The organism is Kitasatospora sp. NPDC054939, assembly GCF_053610105.1.
In genome coordinates this window covers 17,310-35,894 of sequence record NZ_JBSGXP010000085.1, presented here as the reverse complement: position 1 = coordinate 35,894, position 18,585 = coordinate 17,310, and the positions used below count along the sequence as shown (strand labels likewise).

Here is an 18,585-nt window from a genome sequence, read left to right as displayed (position 1 = left end):
ACTCCCGGCCCACCGGCCTTTTCCGGGCACATCCGGCCGCGCGGCTCAGCCGCCCGACCGCGCTCCGCCGCCCGACAGCCGTCCGGTGCCCGGCCGCACGACGAGGTCGTCGGCCCGCAGGGCGGCGACCAGTTCCGCCGGGGCCTTGGCGGTCGAGCCCATGTCGTAGGGCGGCTGCGGGTCGTACTCGACGACGAGCTGGACGGCCTCGGCGATCCCGGGCCCGGCGATCCGGCCGGCCAGGTCGAGCGCCAGGTCGATGCCGGCCGAGACCCCGGCCGCGGTGGCGTACTTGCCGTCGAAGACGACGCGTTCGGTGGTGGGGACGGCGCCCAGGGCGGCGAGGTGCTCCAGGACGACCCAGTGCGAGGTGGCGCGCCGCCCGGTGAGCAGTCCGGCCGCGGCCAGCAGCAGGGAGCCGGAGCAGACCGAGGTGGTCCAGGTGGTCGCGGCGGACGCCGTGCGCACCCAGTCGAGCACCTCCCGGTCCGCGAGCAGGGCGGCGGTGCCGGGCCCGCCCGGCACCAGCAGGACGTCCGGCGAGGTCACCTCGGACAGCGGCAGGTCGGCGGTGAGCGCGAGGCTCTTGAGATCGGTGCGGACCGGCCCGGGCTTCGCCGCGGTGAAGACCACCTCGACCCCGGGCACCCGGCCCAGGATCTCGTACGGCCCGACGGCGTCCAGGGCGGTGAAGTCGTCGTAGAGCAGGATCGCGATCTGCATCAGGAACTCCTCGGTTCGGCGGACCGGCGCATGCGGCGGCGGGTTTCCGGGGACGGTACGGACAGGGCGCGCAGGAAGACCTGACGCATCATCTCCGAGGTGTCGAAGTGGTCGGTGGCCCCGGCGGCGTCCTCGGTGCCGCCCGCGCAGGCCGGCGGCGGGGTCCGCGGCCGTGCGGTCGCGGCCCCCGCCGCGAGGAAGCTCTGATCATCCATAGACACTGTCTACCAAACATCGGTAGACAGTGTCTACTACGTGGTGACTACCGGAAGGCGGGCAGGTTCCGGGCGACCCACGCGGCGAACGGCCGGGCCGGCCGACCGAGGACGCGCTCCACGTCCCCCGACACCGCCTGCTCGCGCGGCAGCGGGGCGCCGAGCACGTCGAGCGTGCCGCCGATGACCTCCTCCGGCATGAACTGCGCCAGGTGGGCGTGCGCCTGCTCGCGGGTGAGCTCGGCGAGCTGCACCTCCTCCCCCAGCGCCTGCGCGATCACCGCCGCCTGGCGCCGCGGGCTGATCGCCTCCGGCCCGGTCAGCTCGTACGTCAGCCCCGCGTGCCCGTCGCCCAGCAGCGCGGCGGCGGCGACCTCGGCGAGGTCGGCCGGGTCGACGACGGGCAGCGCGACGTCGGCGAACGGCGCGAACACGGTCCGCTGTGCGCGGACGGACTCCGCCCAGGCGAAGGCGTTGGAGGCGAAGCCGCCCGGGCGCAGCACGGTGTGCGCGATCCCGGAGGCGCGCACGGCGGCCTCGAAGGCGCGCAGCCGGTCGTGCGAGCGGGCGTCCGGGCGGGTGGCGCTCACCTGGGACGAGACCAGGACCACCCGCTTCACCCCGGCGTCGGCCACCGCGTCCAGCAGGACGCCGGGCTCCTCGCCGCGGCCGTTGAGCTCGCCGCCGAGCAGCAGGAAGAGCGCGTCGGCGCCGTCGAGGACGGAGCGCAGGCCGGCCGCCTCCCCCAGGTCGGCCTGCGCGTGCCGGGCGCCTGCGGGCAGCCCGTCGAGCTGCGGGCGGCGGGAGACGGCGACGACCTCCCGGCCCGCGTCGGTGAGCAGCGGCACCAGGCTGCGGCCGATGTTTCCGGTGGCTCCGGTGACAACGATCATGGCGATTCCCCCCAGGGAAGTTAGTTAGTCAGCTGGCTGACTTGGATGGCCTCAACGTAGCACGGCCGCCCCCGGGGCTGTCTATAGTTTGTGAGGTGACTGACTCAGTGAAGCCGCGCGCCGCCCGGGCCGCCGACAAGCGCCGCCGACTGACCGCCGCGGCCGCCCGCGTCCTGCACGAGCAGGGTGTCGAACGAACCACCCTCGCCGACATCGCCGAGGCCGCCGAGGTCCCCGTCGGGAACGTCTACTACTACTTCAAGACCAAGGACGAACTCGTCCTCGCCGCACTCTCCGAGCACAGCACCCGCCTCGCCGAACTCACCGGCCGGCTCGACGAGGACCCCGACCCGCTGGACCGCCTGAAGGGCCTCGTCGCGGCCTGGGTCTCCCAGCGCGACACCGCCGCCCGCTACGGCTGCCCGACCGGAACGCTCGCCGTCGAACTCGACAAGCGCGAGGACGGCGCCCTGGACGCCGAGGCGGGAGAAACCATCCGGCGGCTGCTCGACTGGGCCGGGCAGCAGTTCCGCAGTGCCGGACTCCCCGACCCCGACGGCCTCGCCCTCACCCTCGTCGCCGGCTACCAGGGCATGTCGCTGCTGGCCAACGCCCTGCGCGACCCCGGGGTGATGACCCGCGAGGGCGACCGGCTCACCCGCTGGCTGGACTCGCTGCGGACCACCGCGTCATGACACCCGGACCCGAGGGATCCGCCTGGCCGGTCGCCCCGTCCGGCGAGACCGACTGGCTGCGCGACCTCGCCGGCGACGGCCTCACCGGCTTCATGGCGCCGCCGATGCCCGACGCGGCCTGGGTGCTCAACGCCATGTACGAGCACGAGGCCGGGCCGACCGGCACCACCCACGACCGGCTGCACCACGCCGCGGTCGCCGACGGCAGCATCCCGCCCGACCTCGTCGGCGGGATCGACCTCAACACCGTCGGCACCGTCACCGGCGGCGGGCTCGGCCGGGCCCGGCATCCCGGCCCGGGATGGCGGCGGCTGAGCTGGGCCGAACTCGCCGAACGAACCGGCGATCCGGCCGTCCCGGACGGCATGGCGCCCTGCTTCCGCTGCTTCCCCTCCGTCCGGACGGACGGCAGCTGGCCGGCCGGAATCGTCCCGCCCACCGAGGGCAGCCTCGACCGGGAGAGCTGGCTCCGCCTGGTCGAACTCCTCACCGCCCACAGCCCCGCCGGCGCCGACACCCCGTGCCTGGCCTACTGGAACCCGCTGACACTCGGCGCCGAGGAGTTCGAGGTGCTGCACGTCCGGCGCGGCCGGCTCGGCGACGCCGCAGCCCTCTACGACCACCCCGCCGTCGAGTTCAGCCCGTCCAACTTCTGGCCCGAGGACCGCTCCTGGCTGCTCTGCACCGACTACGACCTCTGGGGGACGAAGGTATGCGGGCCGCCCGAACTGGTCGAAGAACTGCTGGCGGACGAGGGGATCGAGGCGCTCCGGCTGCCCTGGCGCCCCTGAGCACTCACGCCTCGTCCCCCGCACCCGGGGCGGGCCGGTCGGCGCGGCTCGCGACGGAGAGGCAGCGGAAGAGGCACGGCAGGCCGAGCACCAGGACCGCGGAGTTCACCCCGCACCACACCAGGCGGCGGACACCCGGCGCCGACGGGTCGACCAGGCAGGCCGCCGCGGTGGCGAGCCAGACGGAGGCGGCGACGACCGCGAAGGTCACCACGACCTCCGTCCGGGCATCCCGGCTCACGCGCGCAGGCCCTTGCGCAGCAGGTCGGTCATCCGCTCGACGACGTCCGGCCGGACGGCACCGAGATCGATCAGGACGACGCCGGTGGTCCGCGCGGAACGCCAGTCCACACCCGCCGACGGCAGGACGAGGCCGGCGACGCCGAGGGTGGCCAGGAAGTCGTCGAAGACGTCGGCCGCGCGACGGCGGTCCTCGGCGGTCATACGACCCAGGATGCTCATGGGGGCGGTGCTCACTTTCGGGGGAGGCGCGGGGAGTTCGGGCAGCTTGGGGCGTTCGGGTCAGGCGGACGGTTCGGGGGCCCGGTCGGCCAGCCAGTGCGGGGCGGTGTCCCACTCGACCCCGCCGCCCGGCGGCCGAAGGAAGGCCATGCCGTGGTGCCACCCCATGAACACCCCCCACTGCCCGGTCCGGGTGTCGAAGACCTCCTCGCCCCGCAGCACCGGCCGGTACGGCTCGACCGGCGGCGCGGACCGGGGCACGGTCGGCGGCGGCACCGGCATCAACGCACTGCTGCGGATCCGGGATTCGGGGACGTCGAACCCGCAGCGCGTGCACTGGCACGCGGGGAAGTTCCGGTCGTTCACCGACGGGTGGGTCGTCATTGGCACCTCAGCCTGGTGGGGGGAGATTCCGGGTTTCGCTTGCGGAGAGAGTTTCGGCCTGTGACGGTGTAGTCACCAAGGGTTTCTGCAAGACCCTTCGAGCGCTCTTACGCGAGGGGGCGGAGCATGGCGAACAGGCGCAGCGTTCAGGTCAAGCGGTCCAGGACGTGGGGCGATGAACTTGCCTTCTGGAGGCTGGAACGCGGCCTGAAGCAGGACGAGTTGGGCCGGATGGTGAACGTCCACCAGACGCGCGTATCGCAGTTCGAGCTGGGCAAGGCCGTTCCGACCCCGCGAGACGCGCTGATGTTCGATCGGGCGCTGGAAACCGGCGGCCATCTGGTCCGCGCCTACGAGCTGGTCTCCGACTTCATCCGCAACCAGCACCCGGACTGGTTCCAGATGTTCGTAGCCCTGGAGCGAGAAGCCGTCTCGCTCCGAGGCCTGCACGACGGTCGAATCTCCGGACTGCTGCAGACCGAGGCCTACATGCGCACGCTCTTCTGCGCCTACGCCCCGAATCGCCCCCCGGCGGAGATTGATGCCATGGCGCACGCACGACTGGAACGCCAGGACCGATTCTTCAGCTCCGACGATCCTCCATTGTTCATCTCGCTTCTGGAGCAGGCGACTTTGGAGAGAACAATTGGCGGCCCCGTGGTGATGCGCGAGCAACTACGCCACCTGCTCGCCGTGATGGAGCACCCGAACGTGATCATCCAGGTGCTGCCGTTCGAGGCCACGGCCTCGGCACTAATGACTGAAATGATCATTATCGAAACTCGGGACGGGCATCAACGCGTCTACTCTGAAAGCTTGAGTAGTGGACACTTCACGGACGACGAGAAGCAAGTTCGCCATCTGTCCACTGTCTATGATCGAGCCAGAGCAGCAGCGCTGTCAGAGGCGGACTCTGCCCGACTGATCCAGCGGATCATGAGAGGACTGAATCGTCATGTCCCGAATCCCCGACCTGAGCACAGTTCAGTGGCGCAAGAGCAGCTTCTCGCAGGGCGACGGCGGGTTCTGCATCGAGGTGGCCCCCGGATTGCCCGACCTCGTCCCCGTGCGTGACAGCAAGGACCCCAGCGGTCCCACCCTCCTCTTCCCTGCCGCCGCCTGGCGGTCCTTCCTCTCCGCGCTCGACGCCGGGGAGTTCGAACAGGCAGGTCACTGAGCCCATCGACCCCCTTCACTCAATCGAGTGAAGGGGGTCGTGCCGTCCCCGGAACGCCCGCGCCTCCGCCATAAGCTCGCCGAGGTCGTTGTCGGTGTACATACGTTGGGGGGCAAGTCGTGCCGGACGCAGTGGAGTTGCCGTCCGCGATGGCGAGCGTCGGGGCGGCCGAGGCGTGGGTCGGCGAGGTCGCCGACCTCTGCCGGCTCGGCGAGGACGCGCAGTACCGGCTCGGTCTCGCCGTCCACGAGGCCGTCGCCAACGCCGTGCTGCACGGCAACCGCAAGGACCCCGCGAAGCGCGTGCGCCTCAGTTGGGAGCAGCAGGACGGCTGGCTCTACGTGACGGTCGGCGACGAGGGGGCGGGCTTCGAGCGCCCCGAGCCGTCCGACGAGGTGAGCCTCAAACCGTCCGGCCGGGGTCTCGTCATGATCGGCCATCTCACCGACGGTTACGAGATCGTGCGCCGCGACGACCCGCCGGGGACCGATGTGGTCCTGGTGCTCAACCTGATCAACTGAAAGGCTGGCCCGCCATGGCCACCATCACCCTCCGCAAGGTCGACGACGTCACCGTGCTGGACCTCAAGGGCAAGATCACCATCGGTGTGGGCGACGTCCAGCTCCGCGAGTCGGTCCGGGAGGCCCTCTCCGGCGGCGCGAAGAACATCCTGCTGAACCTGACCGACGTCACGACCATCGACAGCAGCGGGATCGGCGAACTGGTCAGCGCCTACACGGCCACCACCAACCAGGGCGGCCGGCTCAAGCTGGCCAACCTGCCGCCGAAGATCACCGACATGCTCCAGATCACCCAGCTGATCACCGTCTTCGAGGTCTACGACGACGAGGCCGAGGCCGTCGCCAGCTTCGCCTGATCACCGACTCCGGATGCGATGAGGTGAGGGCGACCCCGTTCCGATCGCCCTCACCGGCTCATCGGGTCAGCCGTCGAGTCGCTTGGTGAACTTCCGCTCGGCGGCGCAGCGCTCGTAGCCGAGCCACTGGTTGATCGCCAGCATCGGCGCATTGGTCGCGTCGTTGCTGGTGTACGCGTGCTTCAGCCCGGCCGCCTGCGCCAGGCGCAGCGACTCCAGCTTCGCCAGCTTGGCCAGGCCCCGGCCGCGGGCCTCCCGGCGGCAGGCGGTGAACGCCGACCAGTAGCGCGCCACCCCGTCCGACTGCACCGCACTGAACGCGGCCGGCGTGCCGTCGACCACCGCGACGATCGTCAGCTCGCGGTCGAGGTCCGGCCGGGACCACTCCGTGTTCCGCCACTCCTCGTACTCCGTGGCGTCCATCACGACCTCGCCGGGTTCGTCGAGCGCCGCGTCCGCCTCGACGAGGTAGATCGGGTACGGGTCGTCCGCCCAGTCGCTCACCGGGCGCAGCTCGACGCCGGCCGGCAGCTCCGGGGCGTCCGGCAGCGGCAGCGCGAGGTCCCGACCGGCGAAGTACGCGATCCGGCCCTCCGTGTAGCCGCGGGCCAGCGCGAAGGCCCGCGAGTCCTCCGCCTCGTCGACCCAGGTGTGCAGTTCGACGACGCCGTGGGCCTTCAGGTGCTCCTCGGCGGCGGCCAGCAGTCCGCTCGCCGCACCGCGCCGGCGGAACTCCGGCAGCACGCTGCCGTTGGCGAAGCCGATGCCCTTGGTCGATGTACCCGTCACCACGCCGCAGCGGATCGCTCCGACCACCCGGCCGTCCAGTTCGGCGACGAAGGTGCGGTAGTGGGTGTCCTCGGCCTGGTTCTCGGTCAGCCAGACGAACACCTCGGGCGTGAGCAGCAGGTGCTCGCGGCCGGCGCTGTGGGCGGTGGAGGCCGCGGCGGCGTCCTCGGGGCGGAAGTCACGAATGATCAATGTCATAGACATCTCACGTTAGCGGCAGTCCGGACGCTGCGCCTCCGAATATTCGGGGACCTCGACGCAGGTGCGCGAACCACCCCCGTACGAACCGGAATCCGGCGCCCGAACCGCCCCCCACCTGCGCAGACTCCGGGCCCGGCGGGCTAGAGTCCGTCCCGACCGGTACGACAAGCTCAAATAATGCTCTGAGATCACCTGATGAGGCTTGGCAGCCGCCCCGCCCGGGGACATCCTCAGCAGCACAGCCCGGCGGCCCTGGCGAAGGAGCCCGCGCCGACCGAACGGCTTCCCACCCGGCCCTCAAAGGGGGCTCAGCCATGACCACACCTGTCTCCACCCGCTCCACCCGCCTCGGCGTCGGCCTCGGCTGGCGCTCCGAGATCGACACCGTCGTCGAGCGCCAACCCGGCCTGGACTGGGTCGAGGTGGTCGCGGAGAACGTCTGCGGCGACCACCTCCCCGAATCCCTGCGCATCCTGCGCTCGCGCGGCGTCACCGTCGTCCCGCACGGCGTGGCCCTCGGCCTCGGCGGCGCCCACCGGCCCGACCCGGCACGCCTCGCCGCGCTCGCCGAGACCGCGCAGGTCCTGGAATCGCCGCTGGTCACCGAACACCTGGCGTTCGTCCGCGCAGGCGGACTCGAGGCCGGGCACCTGCTGCCCGTCCCGCGCTCCCGCGACGCCCTGCGCGTCATCGCCGAGAACGTCCGGATCGCCCAGGACCAGCTGCCCGTCCCGCTCGCCCTGGAGAACATCGCCTGCCAGCTCGCCTGGCCCGACGACGAGCTGACCGAAGGGCAGTTCCTCGCCGAACTCGTCGAACGCACCGGCTGCCGCCTGCTCATCGACGTCGCCAACCTGCACACCAACCGGGTCAACCTGGGCATCGACCCCGCCGCCGAACTCGACCGGCTCCCGCTGGAGGCCCTCGCCTACGTGCACGTGGCCGGCGGCACCCTGGTCGACGGCATCTGGCACGACACCCACGCCCACCCCGTCACCGAACCCGTCCTGGAGGTCCTCGCCGAGCTGTGCGCGCGGGTCGCCCCGCCCGGCGTCCTGCTGGAACGCGACGCCGACTTCCCGCCGCCCGCCGAACTCGCGGCCGAACTCGACGCCATCCGGCGCGTCCTGGACGGTGCCCGGCGATGACCGCGATCCCCGCCCAGCGCCCCGGCCCGGAGCCGACCGGCCCCGACCGACCCGACGGCACCGACCGCACCGGCACCGACGGCATCGACGCCGCGCGCGCCGAACTCGCCCGCCGCCAGGAGGAACTGCTCGCCGCCCTCGTCGCCGGCGGACCCGTACCGCCCGGCTTCGACGCGGAGCAGGTCCGCGCCCAGTCCATCGGCCTGGCCCGCAAACGCCGCGCCACCGCCGCCAAGGTGGCACCCGCCCTGCCGCACGCCCTCGGGCCGCTGTACGGGCCGCTGTTCCTCGCCTACGCCCGCACCCACCCGCAGACCGGCGGCTACCGGGCCGACGCCCGGGCCTTCGCGGAATGGGCGCTCGGCCCCGAGGCCTCCCCCCACGGCGAACCCGACGCCGCGGCCCGCGCCGCCGTCACCGCCTGGCTCGACCCCGACGCGGCACCCGCCGCGGCCGAGGAACCGGCCGAACCGCGCTCGCCCCTCGGCCGCCTGCGCCGGGCCCTGCGCCGCACGCACTGAACGACCCGGCCACCGCCGGACGCACCGCAGCCCGGCAACCCGCCCGGCGCACCCCACACCACCACCAACACCTCAGGGGGAAACCGCCCATGTGGCAGAACGAGTTCTTCTGGATCCCGGGGATCGTCCTCCTCGGCGCCATCGCCTGGGCCTCGGTCGGCTGGCACCAGGCCCACCGCGTGCCCAACCCGCTCGGCCTCCCCGGCCGCGGACTGCCGCTGCTCGACGTCGCGTTCCTCTCCGGCGGACCCGGCCGGGTCGTCGACACCGCGGTCGTCCGCGCCCACAAGACCGGCCGCGTCATCGTCTCCCGCTCCGGCCTCGTCACCTGGACCGGCCAGCCGCCCGTCGACGCCGTCGAAACCGCCGTCCGCGACGCCATGGGCCTGGAGAAGAGCCGCGACCTCAAGTCGCTGCGCCGCGAGGTCATGCGCACCCCCGCCGTCCAGGAGATCGGCGACCGCCTCGCCGACCGCGGCCTGCTGCGCAACCCCGTCGGGCTCCAGCGGGCCCGCGACGCCCGCAAGCCGCTCTGGGCCGTCGTGATCGGCGTGCCCGCACTCAGCCTCCTCGCCTTCCTTGTCGGCGGCGAGCGCCCGGCCGTCTTCGCCCCGGTGGTGATCGTCGCGGTGGCGCTGATCTCGCTCGCCGTCCTGCGGGTCCCCAAGGGCCGCATCACCCCCGCCGGGCGCACCCAGCTCGGGCTGGTCACCACCGGCAGCTCCCCCTGGCGGCCCAAGGCCGGGGCCGGCGTCGACGCCACAACCGGCATGATGCTCGGCGCGATCGCCCTGACCGGCATCGAGGCCGGCCTCGACGACCAGGAGCTCCAGCAGGCGCTGGCCGAGGCCGAGCAGGCCAAGGCCCTCGCCGGCGGCGCCACCTCCACCGGCACCTCGTGCAGCGGCCCGGCCGTCTGGTGCGGCTCGGACTCCTCGGACTCCTCCGGCTCCGGCTCCGGCTCGGGCTCGTCCCACTCGGTGTCCTGCGGGTCGTCCACCGGGTGCGGCTCCACCAGCGGCTCCAGCAGCAGCTCCGGCTGCGGATCGTCCTCCGGCTCCTCGTGCAGCAGCTCCTCCAGCAGCTGCGGGGGCGGCGGGGGCTGCGGCTCCTGAGCCCTCCTGGGGCCACCGGGGCGCGGGTCGCCGCACGGTCACAGTTCGGTGAAGCGTTCGGGGAAGCCGTACCGCGCAGGCCGGGCCAGGTCTAGAACAAGCCCATGTGGCTGCTCTTCCTGATCCCGGCCTGCACTGCCGCGGTGCTCTCCTGCATCCGGCTGGTCCGGGTCACCACGACCGCCGACCTGCTCGCCGGAACGGACGCCCCGCGACCCCGCGAAGCCGTCGGCATCGGACTGTACGAGACGGCCTACCTGGCCGGCGGGCCCGAACGGGTCGTCGACCTCGCCCTCGTCCTGATGGCCTCCCGGGGCCGGCTCCACCTCGCCCACACCGGCTGGACCACCGTCGTCGACCCGCAGGGCCGCAGCCGCCTCGAACGGGCCGTCGTCGCCACCGTCGGGCCCGAGGGCCAGTGCCGCACCGCCGACCTGCGCCGGGCCATGGCCGCCCACCCGACCGTCCTGGAGATCGGCAGCCGGCTCGCCCTCGCCGGACTCGCCACCCCCGCCGTCGTCCGCCGCAGCAGCCTGCACGCCGTCCGCCAGGTCCGGCACGCGCTGCTGCTGTCGCTCGGCCTGCTCGCCGCCGCCCTCGCCACCGGCCGCCTCACCGGCGGGGACGCACTGGCCGCACTCGCCTGGTTCTCGCTGCCGCTGATCCTCACCGCGGGCACCCTGCTGATGGCCCGTATCGACGTCCACCCGTACACCCGCTGGGCCTCCCCGATCGGCCAGGAGGTCCTCCAGGCCGTCCGCCCGCCCCACCAGCACGGCATCGCCGACGACGAGGAACGCGAACTCCTCACCGCCGTCGCCATGGTCGGCCCCTCCGCCCTCCCCGACCCCCGCCTCCGCGCCGCCCTGCGGTACTGACTCCCGGACGAACGGAACGCGCGAGGGCCCGCCCGGGGTGTTCCGGGCGGGCCCTCGTGGCGGGTGGCGCCGGGCGGTCAGGCGAGGCCGTTGAGGAGTTCGCTGACGGGCTTGCGGCGGCCGGTGAAGAAGGGGACCTCCTCGCGGACGTGCAGGCGGGCCCGCGAGGGGCGCAGGTCGCGCATCAGGTCGACGATGCGGTGCAGCTCGTCGGCCTCGAAGGCGAGCAGCCACTCGTAGTCGCCGAGCGCGAACGAGGCGACCGTGTTGGCGCGCACGTCCGGGTAGCCGCGGGCCATCTGGCCGTGCTCGGCGAGCATCGCGCGCCGCTCGGCGTCCGGCAGCAGGTACCACTCGTAGGAGCGGACGAACGGGTACACGCAGACGTAGTCGCGCGCGCGCTCGTCGGCGAGGAACGCCGGGATGTGCGACTTGTTGAACTCCGCCGGGCGGTGCAGCGCCATGTTCGACCAGACCGGCTCCAGCAGCCGGCCCAGGCCGGTGCGGCGGAAGCGGTTGTACGCCTCCTGCAGGTCGTCGGAGTCGCCCGCGTGCCACCACACCAGGATGTCGGCGTCCGCGCGCAGGCCCGACACGTCGTAGGTGCCGCGCACCGTGACGTCCTTGGCGGCCAGCTGGGCGAACAGCTCGTCGACCTCCGCGGCCAGCACGGTGCGGTCCTCGGGCAGCGCGCCCTTGAGCTTGAACACCGACCACATGGTGTAGCGGATGACCTGGTTCAGGTCGCGCGCCTTCTTCTTCTCGGGCTGCTGCTCGGGCTGCTGCTCAGCGGTCTCAGTCATGCGCCCATTGTCCTCTCTGCGACGTCTGCCCCGGTCGGCGGGGTCAACAGTTTGTCGATGGTCTCGGCGGCCGCCCGGCCGCTCCCGATGCAGGCCGGGATGCCCACCCCGTCGTACGCGGCGCCGCACAGCGCCAGGCCGCCGATCCGCCCGGCGGCGGCCCGGATCCGGGCGACCCGGTCGAGGTGGCCGACCGGGTACTGCGGCAGGCCCGCGCGCCAGCGCGTCACCGCGGTGTCGTACGGCCGCGCGGTCAGGCCGATCGCCTCGTGCAGGTCGGCCAGCGAGAGCGCGACGAGTTCCTCGTCCGGCAGGTCGAGCGGCTGTTCCTCGTGCAGCCGGCCGAGCGAGGTCCGCAGCACGAAGGTGTCGGGGGCGGAGCGCTCCAGCCAGCCCCACTTGTTGCTGGAGAACGTGGAGGCCTTGATCCGCCGCCCGTCCACCGGCGGCACCAGGAAGCCGCTGCCGGAGGGCGGTTCGGGCAGGTCGGCGCGGCGGAAGGCGAGTGTCACCAGCGCCATCCCGGCGTACTCGACGGCGTCCAGGTCGGCCGCCGCGCCGGGCGCCTCGGCGCGCAGCAGGCGGGCGGCGACGGGCGCGGGCACGGCGAGGACCACGGCGTCGGCGTCGAGCACGCCGGTGGGTGTGACGATCCGCCAGCCGTCGGGGGTGCGGCGCAGCCCGTCCACGGGGCTGCCGGTGCGCAGGTCGACGCCGGCCTTCGCGCAGGCGGCGGCGACGGCGTCGGGAAGGGTGCCGAGGCCGCCGTGCAGGCCCTGGAACACCGGGCCGGTGGCGGTCTGCGGCCGGCCGGCCAGTGCGTGGACGCCCTCGACCAGCGAGCCGCCGGCGCGGGCGACCGCGAGGAGCTGGGGGACGGCGGCGCGCAGCGAGATCTCGTCGGCGTGGCCGGCGTAGACGCCGCCGAGCAGCGGTTCGACGAGCCGGTCGACGACCTCGCGGCCGAGCCGGTCTGCGACCCAGCGGCCGATCGCCACGTCGTCCTCGACCCGGCCGGCGCCCTCGTGCCGGGCCCGTTGAAGGCCTGCGGCGCTGAGCACCCCGGAGGCGGCGAGGGCGTCCAGGTCGCCGGGGACGCCCATGACCTGCCCGCCGGGCAGCGGGCGCAGGGCGCCCCTGGTCCAGATGGCGGCCTTGGCCGTGGTGGGCGGCTCGAGTGCGTCGGCGAGTCCGACGGAGCGGGCCAGGTCGACGCCCTCGGGACGGCGGGCGAGCATCGATTCGGCCCCGAGGTCGACCCGGACCCCGCCGACCTCGCCCCCGTGCAGCTTCCCGCCGAGCCGGTCGGACGCCTCCAGCAGCGTCACCCGGGCCCGTGCGGGGCTCCCGGTGGCACCCCCCAGGAACGCGGCGGCGGACAGGCCCGCGATGCCGCCACCGATCACAACCACGTGTGCGTGTGCCATGCCCGCAGTCTTCCAGGTCCTTACACCGCCGCCGCATACCGGGCGATCACGTCGCCGATCCCCGCAAACGGCACCCGCCCGCGCCGGGTGTGGCGCAGGTCACGGCAGCAGGGCTGTCACAACCGGCGGCCGACCGGTGTCTGGTGCCCGAGAGCCGACAACAAACGGACGGACGGAGAGAGACCATGGGCGAGCACACCGAGGTGGTCGTGATCGGCGGCGGGTACGCCGGGGTCATGGCGGCGAACCGGCTGACGCAGCGCGCCGACGTCGCGGTGACGCTGATCAACCCGCGCCCGGACTTCGTCAACCGGATCCGCCTGCACCAGCTGGTCGCCGGCACCGACGCGGCGGTCGCGGACTTCCGGGAGGTCCTGAGCGAGAAGGTGACGCTGCTGGTCGGCGCCGCGGAGCGGATCGACGCGCCGGGGCGCCGGGTGGTCCTGGCCTCGGGCGCCGAGGTCGGCTACGACTACCTGGTCTACGCGGTGGGCAGCGGCAGCGCCGCCCCGCAGGTGCCGGGCGCGGCCGAGTTCGCCCACCCGCTGGGCGTGCTGGAGGAGGCGCAGCGGCTGCGGACGGTCCTCGACGGGACGCCCGAGACGGCCCCGGTGACGGTGGTCGGGGCCGGGCCGACCGGGATCGAGACGGCCGCCGAACTCGCGGAGGCGGGCCGCACGGTGACCCTGGTCTGCGGCGGGGTGCTCGGCCCGTACCTGCACGAGCGCGGCCGCAGCTCGGTCGCCGCGCGCCTCGCGGAGCTGGGCGTGCGGGTGCTGCAGGGCCCGGACACCACGGTGACGGAGGTGCAGCGCGACGCCGTCCGGCTGGGCGACGGCTACCGGCTGCCGAGCGCGGTGACCATCTGGACGGCCGGGTTCGGCGTGCCGGACCTCGCCGCCCGCAGCGGCCTGAGCACCGACGCCGACGGCCGGCTGCTCACCGACGAGACCCTGACCAGCGTGGACGACCTGCGGATCGTCGCGGCCGGGGACTCGGCGGCGCCGTCGGGCGTACCGCTGCGGATGAGCTGCCAGGCGGCGATCCCGCTGGGCGCGCGGGCCGCCGACACGGTCCTCGGCCGGATCGCCGGGGAGCAGCCGGCGCCGCTCAACCAGAGCTTCGCGGCGCAGTGCATCAGCCTGGGCCGCGATGCCGGGATCTTCCAGTTCGCCAACCGCAGCGACGTGGCCGTGCGGTTCCACATCGGCGGGGAGCGCGGCGGGAAGATCAAGGAGGCGATCTGCCGCGGTGTCCCGAACCACCTGGCGGGCGAGGCCCGCAAGCCCGGCTCGTACGGTCTGCACCGCGTCCCGGGCCGCGCGGTGCGCCGCCGGATGGTGGCGGCGCAGCAGGCGAAGACCCCGGCCGCCGCACCCGCTAGGGTCGCGGCGTGAGCGAGCACACCACCGCCGAAGGGGCGGCCGACCCGGCGACCGAGGCGTTCGTCGCCCACCGCAACCTGCTCTTCACCGTCGCCTACGAGCTGCTCGGTTCGGCGGCGGACGCGGAGGACGTGCTGCAGGAGACCTGGCTGCGCTGGGTCGCGGCCGACCGGGAGCCGGTGGACGACCAGCGCGCGTACCTGGTGCGGATCACCACCCGGCAGGCGCTCAACCGGCTGCGCACGGTGCAGCGCCGCAAGGAGGCGTACGTCGGCCAGTGGCTGCCGGAGCCGCTGCTCACCGCGCCGGACGTGGCGCAGGACGTGGTGCTGGCCGAGAGCGTGTCGATGGCGATGATGCTGGTGCTGGAGACGCTGTCGCCGACCGAGCGCGCGGTCTTCGTGCTGCGCGAGGTGTTCGACGTCGACTACGACGAGATCGCGGCGGCGGTCGGCAAGAGCAATGCGGCGGTCCGGCAGATCGCGCACCGCGCCCGCCGGCACGTGGACGCCCGTCGGCCGCGCGCGGCGGTCTCCCCGGCGGAGGGCCGGGCGGCGCTGGAGTCGTTCCAGCGGGTCATGGAGACCGGGGACCTCCAGGGCCTGCTGAACGTGCTCGCCCCCGACGTGGTCCTGGTGAGCGACGGCGGCGGCATCAAGCAGGCGGCGCTGCGGCCGATCGCGGGCGCGGACAAGGTGGCCCGCTTCATCGTGGGCGGGATGCGGAAGAAGGAACTGCGGGTCGCCGTCTCCCCGACCGCGGTCAACGGCAGCCCGGCGCTGCTGGTGGAGCTGGACGGGGAGGTGGACGGGGTGATGGCGCTGCGGGTGGAGAACGGCCGGATCACCGGCCTCTACTACGTCCGCAATCCCGAGAAGCTGCAGCGGGTCGGGGCCGAGACGCCGCTCGCGCTGAACTGAGGCGGCTCCCCCACCCCGCCGTCCCGCTACGCCGCCGTCCCACCCCGGGCGGCGGCGTGGGCGACCGCGGTCGCCAGCACGAGTGCGGCGGCGAGGAGCAGCAGCGTCGACGGCCGGCGGCCGGCCTCCAGGGCGACGGCTCCGAGCAGGCCGCCGGTGAAGATGGCGAGCACCGCGGCGGCCCGACGGGCGGGCAGGTGGTGGGCGGGCAGGCCGGTGAGCAGGGCGGTCAGGGTGCGGGTGGCGAGGGTGGTCGGCAGGTCGGTGACGTGGGCGCGCAGGGTGGTGAGGCTGCGCAGACCCATCGCCAGCGCCACCACGGCGATCACCGCGTAGTGCCGGCCGGTCAGGGGGGTGCCGGGGCCGCCGAGTCCGGTGGCGGTGAGGCCCCCGGCGGTCAGCAGGACGGCCTCGGTCAGCAGCCCGGCGAGGAACCAGCGCTGCTGCCGGGCGTCCACCCACCGCTCCAGCAGCGTCCCGGTGACCACGCCCGCCGCGAACGCCCCCAGCGACACCGAGGAGGCGGCCACCGAGAGTTCGTGCGCCCCGGCCAGGCCGAAGGCGAGGAAGAGCAGATTGCCCGTCATCATCGCGGTGAACACGTGCCCGAGGGCGAGCAGGCTGACGGCCTCGATCACCCCGGTGGTCGCGGTGAGCACGACTAGCGCGACGGTGAGCGGGTGACCGGCCTTCAGCTCCATCCCCCCACTGTGGGCCGCGCCCGCCGGGCCGCCGCCGATTGCTCCGGTGGTCGGCAGGTCGGGCGTCGGCGGGATCCGGCGGCGACCCGGCGGGATCCGGCGGCGACCCGGCGTGTCCGGCCCGGCATCGAGCTGTGACCGAGCTGCGATCTCCCGGGCGGGTCCGATCCGGCGCCCGCTCCGTCCAATGGTCCGAGCGTCCCGGTCCGGGGCGCCGGGACCGTGAGGACGGGGAGGGATCGTGCCGGGAGGACGACGCAGGGCCGGGGTGGCGGCGGCCGGGATGGTCGTGGCGGTACTGCTGGCCGGGGGGTGCGGTGCCTCGGGCGACCGGGGCGGCTCGGGGACCGCGATGAAGGCGGACGCGGCGGCGGCCCCGGACCTCGGAAAGGCGGCCCCGGGCCAGGGCCAGGCTCAGAATCAGGCGGAGGCCGCGGCCAAGCCGCCCGCGCCGAACGCCGCGGGCAGCCCCGCCCCGGCGGCCGCGAGCCGCGCACCGGGCACGGCCCCGGCGGCCGACAGCCGGCTGATCGCGTACTCGGCGCAGCTGACGATCCGCAGCCAGGACGTGCCGAAGGTGCTGTCGGAGGCCCGGGCGCTGGCGACGGCGGCGGGCGGCTACGTCGGCAACGAGAGCACCAACGGGGTGCCGGCGGACTCGACGGCCGGCCCGATGAACGGGCAGATCACGCTGAAGGTGCCGTCGGCGGCGTACCAGCAGACGCTGGACCGGCTGGCCGCGTTGGACACCGTGGTCTCCCGCCGGAGCCAGGCCGACGACGTCACCCTGCAGGTCGCCGACGTGGAGAGCCGGCTGCAGACCCAGCGGGCGAGCGTGGAGCGGATCCGGGCGCTGATGTCCCAGGCGAAGTCGCTGCAGGAGGTCACCACCCTGGAGTCCGAGCTGGCCCGCCGGGAGGCCGACCTGGAGTCGCTGCAGCGCCAGCAGAAGGAGCTCGCGGCGAAGACCTCGCTCTCCACCATCACGGTGGACGTGCGGCGCGACGCGAAGCCGGTGCCCGACACCCCGGACGCCGAGAAGAAGGACACCTTCTGGGGCTCGGTCGGCGACGCGCTGTCGGGCGGCTGGCGGGTGCTGCTGGCGATCGTGCGCGGGGTGGCGATGGCGGCGGCCGCGTCGGCGCCGTTCCTGGTGGTGCTGGTGCCGGTGGTGCTGGTGCTGCGGTTCCTGCGGCGGCGGCGCCGGGCGGTGCAGCTGCCGCCGGTGCCCGCCCACCTGCCCGCACAGCCGGCGGCACCCCCGCACCCGGCCGGTCCGGCCCCGGACGCGCGGGACGAGGACGCGCGGGCCGCGGGCGCACCGGACGAGGAGGCCCCGGCGGAGCCCGCCGGGCCCGACGGCCGGTGAACACGGCGGCGGGCCCCCGGATGCCGGGGGCCCGCCGTCCGTGCGGTGTGGCGCCGGGTCAGCGCGCGCTGGCCTCGTGCACGAAGGCGACCAGCCGGCTGAGCGCGTCCGGGTCCATGCTGGGCATGACGCCGTGGCCGAGGTTGAAGATGTGGCCGCTGGCGCCGAGCGCCTGGGCGGCGTGCAGCACCTCTCGGGCCTTGGTCTCGACGGCCTTCGTCGGCGCGAACAGCACCGCCGGGTCGAGGTTGCCCTGCAGGCCCTTGCCGGGGCCGACCCGCTCGGCGGCGACGTTCAGCGGCACCCGCCAGTCGACGCCGACCACGTCGGCGCCGGCCTGGCCCATCAGGCCGAGCAGCTCGCCGGTGCCGACGCCGAAGTGGATGCGCGGCACGCCGTACTCGGCGACCGCGTCGAACACCTTGGTGCTGGCGGGCATCACCGAGCGGCGGTAGTCGTCGGGCGCGAGCGAGCCGACCCAGGAGTCGAACAGCTGGACGGCGGAGGCACCGGCCTCGATCTGCACCTTGAGGAAGGCCGAGGTGATGTCGGCGAGCCGGTCCACCAGGGCGGCCCACAGCTCGGGCTGCCCGTACATCATGGCCTTGGTGTTCTCGTGGTTCTTGGACGGCCCGCCCTCGACCAGGTAGCTGGCGAGCGTGTACGGGGCGCCGGCGAAGCCGATCAGCGGGGTGGAGCCCAGCTCGTCGACGAGCAGGCCGACCGCCTCGGTGATGTAGGGGACATCGTCCGGCTCCAGGGGCCGCAGCCGCTGGAGGTCCTCGACGGTGCGGATCGGGTCGGCGATGACCGGGCCGATGCCGGGCTTGATGTCGACGTCGATGCCGATCGCCTTGAGCGGCACCACGATGTCGCTGAAGAAGATCGCCGCGTCGACCTTGTGCCGGCGCACCGGCTGGAGGGTGATCTCCTTCACCAGCTCGGGCCGCATGCAGGACTCCAGCATGGGGATGCCCTCGCGGACCTTCAGGTACTCGGGCAGCGAGCGGCCGGCCTGCCGCATGAACCACACCGGGGTGTACGGCACCGGCTCGTGCCGGCAGGCCCGCAGGAACGCGGAGTCGTGCGCGGCGCCGCGGCGCGCGGTGGT

22 protein-coding genes and 1 pseudogene are annotated in these 18,585 nt (G+C 73.9%); 12 read left to right on the top strand and 11 right to left on the bottom strand.

The annotated features are described in order from the left end of the window. Positions 1–45: 45 nt before the first annotated feature. From ACWGB8_RS23280 to ACWGB8_RS23270, 3 genes are read right to left on the bottom strand one after another with little or no spacing between them, the layout of a single operon-like run. Complete coding sequence (locus ACWGB8_RS23280) at positions 46–723, bottom strand: DJ-1/PfpI family protein (protein ID WP_452215484.1); 678 nt, start codon at positions 721–723, stop codon at positions 46–48. Further along, complete coding sequence (locus tag ACWGB8_RS23275) at positions 723–938, bottom strand: hypothetical protein (protein WP_452215483.1); 216 nt, start codon at positions 936–938, stop codon at positions 723–725. The genes ACWGB8_RS23280 and ACWGB8_RS23275 overlap by 1 nt, the downstream gene beginning before the upstream one ends. Before the next feature lie 47 nt (positions 939–985). Further along, entirely contained in the window at positions 986–1,831 is an 846-nt protein-coding gene (locus ACWGB8_RS23270) for an NAD(P)H-binding protein (protein ID WP_452215482.1), read from the bottom strand. 95 nt (positions 1,832–1,926) lie between these two features. Between ACWGB8_RS23270 and ACWGB8_RS23265 the strand changes: the two genes are divergently transcribed. Both ACWGB8_RS23265 and ACWGB8_RS23260 read left to right on the top strand, forming a co-directional pair. After that, the gene (locus ACWGB8_RS23265) at positions 1,927–2,526 is read left to right on the top strand and encodes a TetR/AcrR family transcriptional regulator (protein WP_452215481.1); all 600 of its coding nucleotides are present in this window, start codon (positions 1,927–1,929) and stop codon (positions 2,524–2,526) included. Further along, on the top strand, positions 2,523–3,317 hold the full coding sequence (locus ACWGB8_RS23260) for a hypothetical protein (RefSeq protein ID WP_452215480.1): 795 nt from the start codon (positions 2,523–2,525) through the stop codon (positions 3,315–3,317). The genes ACWGB8_RS23265 and ACWGB8_RS23260 overlap by 4 nt, the downstream gene beginning before the upstream one ends. 4 nt (positions 3,318–3,321) lie before the next feature. On the opposite strand, the gene ACWGB8_RS23255 is transcribed toward ACWGB8_RS23260, so the two are convergent. The 3 genes from ACWGB8_RS23255 to ACWGB8_RS23245 all read right to left on the bottom strand — a co-directional run bounded on the left by ACWGB8_RS23255 (position 3,322) and on the right by ACWGB8_RS23245 (position 4,163). After that, the gene (locus ACWGB8_RS23255) at positions 3,322–3,558 is read right to left on the bottom strand and encodes a hypothetical protein (protein WP_452215479.1); all 237 of its coding nucleotides are present in this window, start codon (positions 3,556–3,558) and stop codon (positions 3,322–3,324) included. Beyond that, positions 3,555–3,761, bottom strand: a complete 207-nt coding sequence (locus ACWGB8_RS23250) for a hypothetical protein (protein ID WP_452215478.1) — start codon at positions 3,759–3,761, stop codon at positions 3,555–3,557. The genes ACWGB8_RS23255 and ACWGB8_RS23250 overlap by 4 nt, the downstream gene beginning before the upstream one ends. Positions 3,762–3,839: 78 nt before the next feature. Next, the gene (locus ACWGB8_RS23245) at positions 3,840–4,163 is read right to left on the bottom strand and encodes a hypothetical protein (protein WP_452215477.1); all 324 of its coding nucleotides are present in this window, start codon (positions 4,161–4,163) and stop codon (positions 3,840–3,842) included. Positions 4,164–4,289: 126 nt separating this feature from the next. On the opposite strand from ACWGB8_RS23245, the gene ACWGB8_RS23240 reads away from it, so the two are divergent. The 4 genes from ACWGB8_RS23240 (at position 4,290) to ACWGB8_RS23225 (ending at position 6,217) form a co-directional block, all read left to right on the top strand. Then, entirely contained in the window at positions 4,290–5,237 is a 948-nt protein-coding gene (locus ACWGB8_RS23240; protein ID WP_452215476.1) for a helix-turn-helix domain-containing protein, read from the top strand. Further along, on the top strand, positions 5,200–5,340 hold the full coding sequence (locus ACWGB8_RS23235; protein ID WP_452215475.1) for a DUF397 domain-containing protein: 141 nt from the start codon (positions 5,200–5,202) through the stop codon (positions 5,338–5,340). Before ACWGB8_RS23240 ends, ACWGB8_RS23235 begins: the two co-directional genes overlap by 38 nt. 119 nt (positions 5,341–5,459) lie before the next feature. Then, on the top strand, positions 5,460–5,861 hold the full coding sequence (locus ACWGB8_RS23230; protein ID WP_452215474.1) for an ATP-binding protein: 402 nt from the start codon (positions 5,460–5,462) through the stop codon (positions 5,859–5,861). Positions 5,862–5,875: 14 nt separating this feature from the next. Continuing rightward, complete coding sequence (locus ACWGB8_RS23225; RefSeq protein WP_452215473.1) at positions 5,876–6,217, top strand: STAS domain-containing protein; 342 nt, start codon at positions 5,876–5,878, stop codon at positions 6,215–6,217. Between the two features lie 66 nt (positions 6,218–6,283). Here the strand turns inward: ACWGB8_RS23225 and ACWGB8_RS23220 are convergent, their stop codons facing one another. Continuing rightward, positions 6,284–7,204 (bottom strand): GNAT family N-acetyltransferase, encoded by a 921-nt coding sequence (locus ACWGB8_RS23220; protein ID WP_452215472.1) that lies wholly within the window; start codon positions 7,202–7,204, stop codon positions 6,284–6,286. Between the two features lie 317 nt (positions 7,205–7,521). Between ACWGB8_RS23220 and ACWGB8_RS23215 the strand changes: the two are divergent. The 3 genes and pseudogenes from ACWGB8_RS23215 (at position 7,522) to ACWGB8_RS23205 (ending at position 10,869) form a co-directional block, all read left to right on the top strand. Next, positions 7,522–8,876: pseudogene (locus tag ACWGB8_RS23215) on the top strand (DUF692 domain-containing protein). 89 nt (positions 8,877–8,965) lie between these two features. After that, positions 8,966–9,991 (top strand): TIGR04222 domain-containing membrane protein, encoded by a 1,026-nt coding sequence (locus tag ACWGB8_RS23210; RefSeq protein WP_452215471.1) that lies wholly within the window; start codon positions 8,966–8,968, stop codon positions 9,989–9,991. A gap of 104 nt (positions 9,992–10,095) precedes the next feature. Continuing rightward, positions 10,096–10,869 carry a TIGR04222 domain-containing membrane protein gene (locus ACWGB8_RS23205; RefSeq protein WP_452215470.1) on the top strand — a complete coding sequence of 258 codons (774 nt, stop codon included), beginning with the start codon at positions 10,096–10,098 and terminating at the stop codon, positions 10,867–10,869. 77 nt (positions 10,870–10,946) lie between these two features. On the opposite strand, the gene hemQ is transcribed toward ACWGB8_RS23205, so the two are convergent. Together hemQ and hemG are read right to left on the bottom strand one after the other, a co-directional pair. Further along, entirely contained in the window at positions 10,947–11,672 is a 726-nt protein-coding gene (gene hemQ / locus ACWGB8_RS23200; RefSeq protein ID WP_452215469.1) for a hydrogen peroxide-dependent heme synthase, read from the bottom strand. Next, positions 11,669–13,099, bottom strand: coding sequence for a protoporphyrinogen oxidase (gene hemG, locus ACWGB8_RS23195; protein ID WP_452215468.1), 1,431 nt, complete (start codon positions 13,097–13,099; stop codon positions 11,669–11,671). Before hemG ends, hemQ begins: the two co-directional genes overlap by 4 nt. A gap of 185 nt (positions 13,100–13,284) precedes the next feature. Here hemG and ACWGB8_RS23190 point away from each other — a divergent pair, with 185 nt between their 5' ends. Then, on the top strand, positions 13,285–14,496 hold the full coding sequence (locus ACWGB8_RS23190) for an NAD(P)/FAD-dependent oxidoreductase (RefSeq protein ID WP_452215467.1): 1,212 nt from the start codon (positions 13,285–13,287) through the stop codon (positions 14,494–14,496). Continuing rightward, positions 14,493–15,404 (top strand): RNA polymerase sigma-70 factor, encoded by a 912-nt coding sequence (locus tag ACWGB8_RS23185; protein WP_452215466.1) that lies wholly within the window; start codon positions 14,493–14,495, stop codon positions 15,402–15,404. The genes ACWGB8_RS23190 and ACWGB8_RS23185 overlap by 4 nt, the downstream gene beginning before the upstream one ends. Before the next feature lie 26 nt (positions 15,405–15,430). Here the strand turns inward: ACWGB8_RS23185 and ACWGB8_RS23180 are convergent, their stop codons facing one another. Next, positions 15,431–16,105: a YoaK family protein gene (locus tag ACWGB8_RS23180; RefSeq protein WP_452215465.1), complete on the bottom strand. Its 675-nt coding sequence runs from the start codon at positions 16,103–16,105 to the stop codon at positions 15,431–15,433. A gap of 241 nt (positions 16,106–16,346) precedes the next feature. On the opposite strand from ACWGB8_RS23180, the gene ACWGB8_RS23175 reads away from it, so the two are divergent. Then, positions 16,347–17,474 (top strand): DUF4349 domain-containing protein, encoded by a 1,128-nt coding sequence (locus ACWGB8_RS23175; RefSeq protein ID WP_452215464.1) that lies wholly within the window; start codon positions 16,347–16,349, stop codon positions 17,472–17,474. 58 nt (positions 17,475–17,532) lie between these two features. On the opposite strand, the gene hemE is transcribed toward ACWGB8_RS23175, so the two are convergent. Beyond that, a complete protein-coding gene (gene hemE, locus ACWGB8_RS23170; protein ID WP_452215485.1) occupies positions 17,533–18,546 on the bottom strand; it encodes a uroporphyrinogen decarboxylase in 1,014 nt (337 codons plus the stop codon). Between the last annotated feature and the right edge of the window lie 39 nt (positions 18,547–18,585).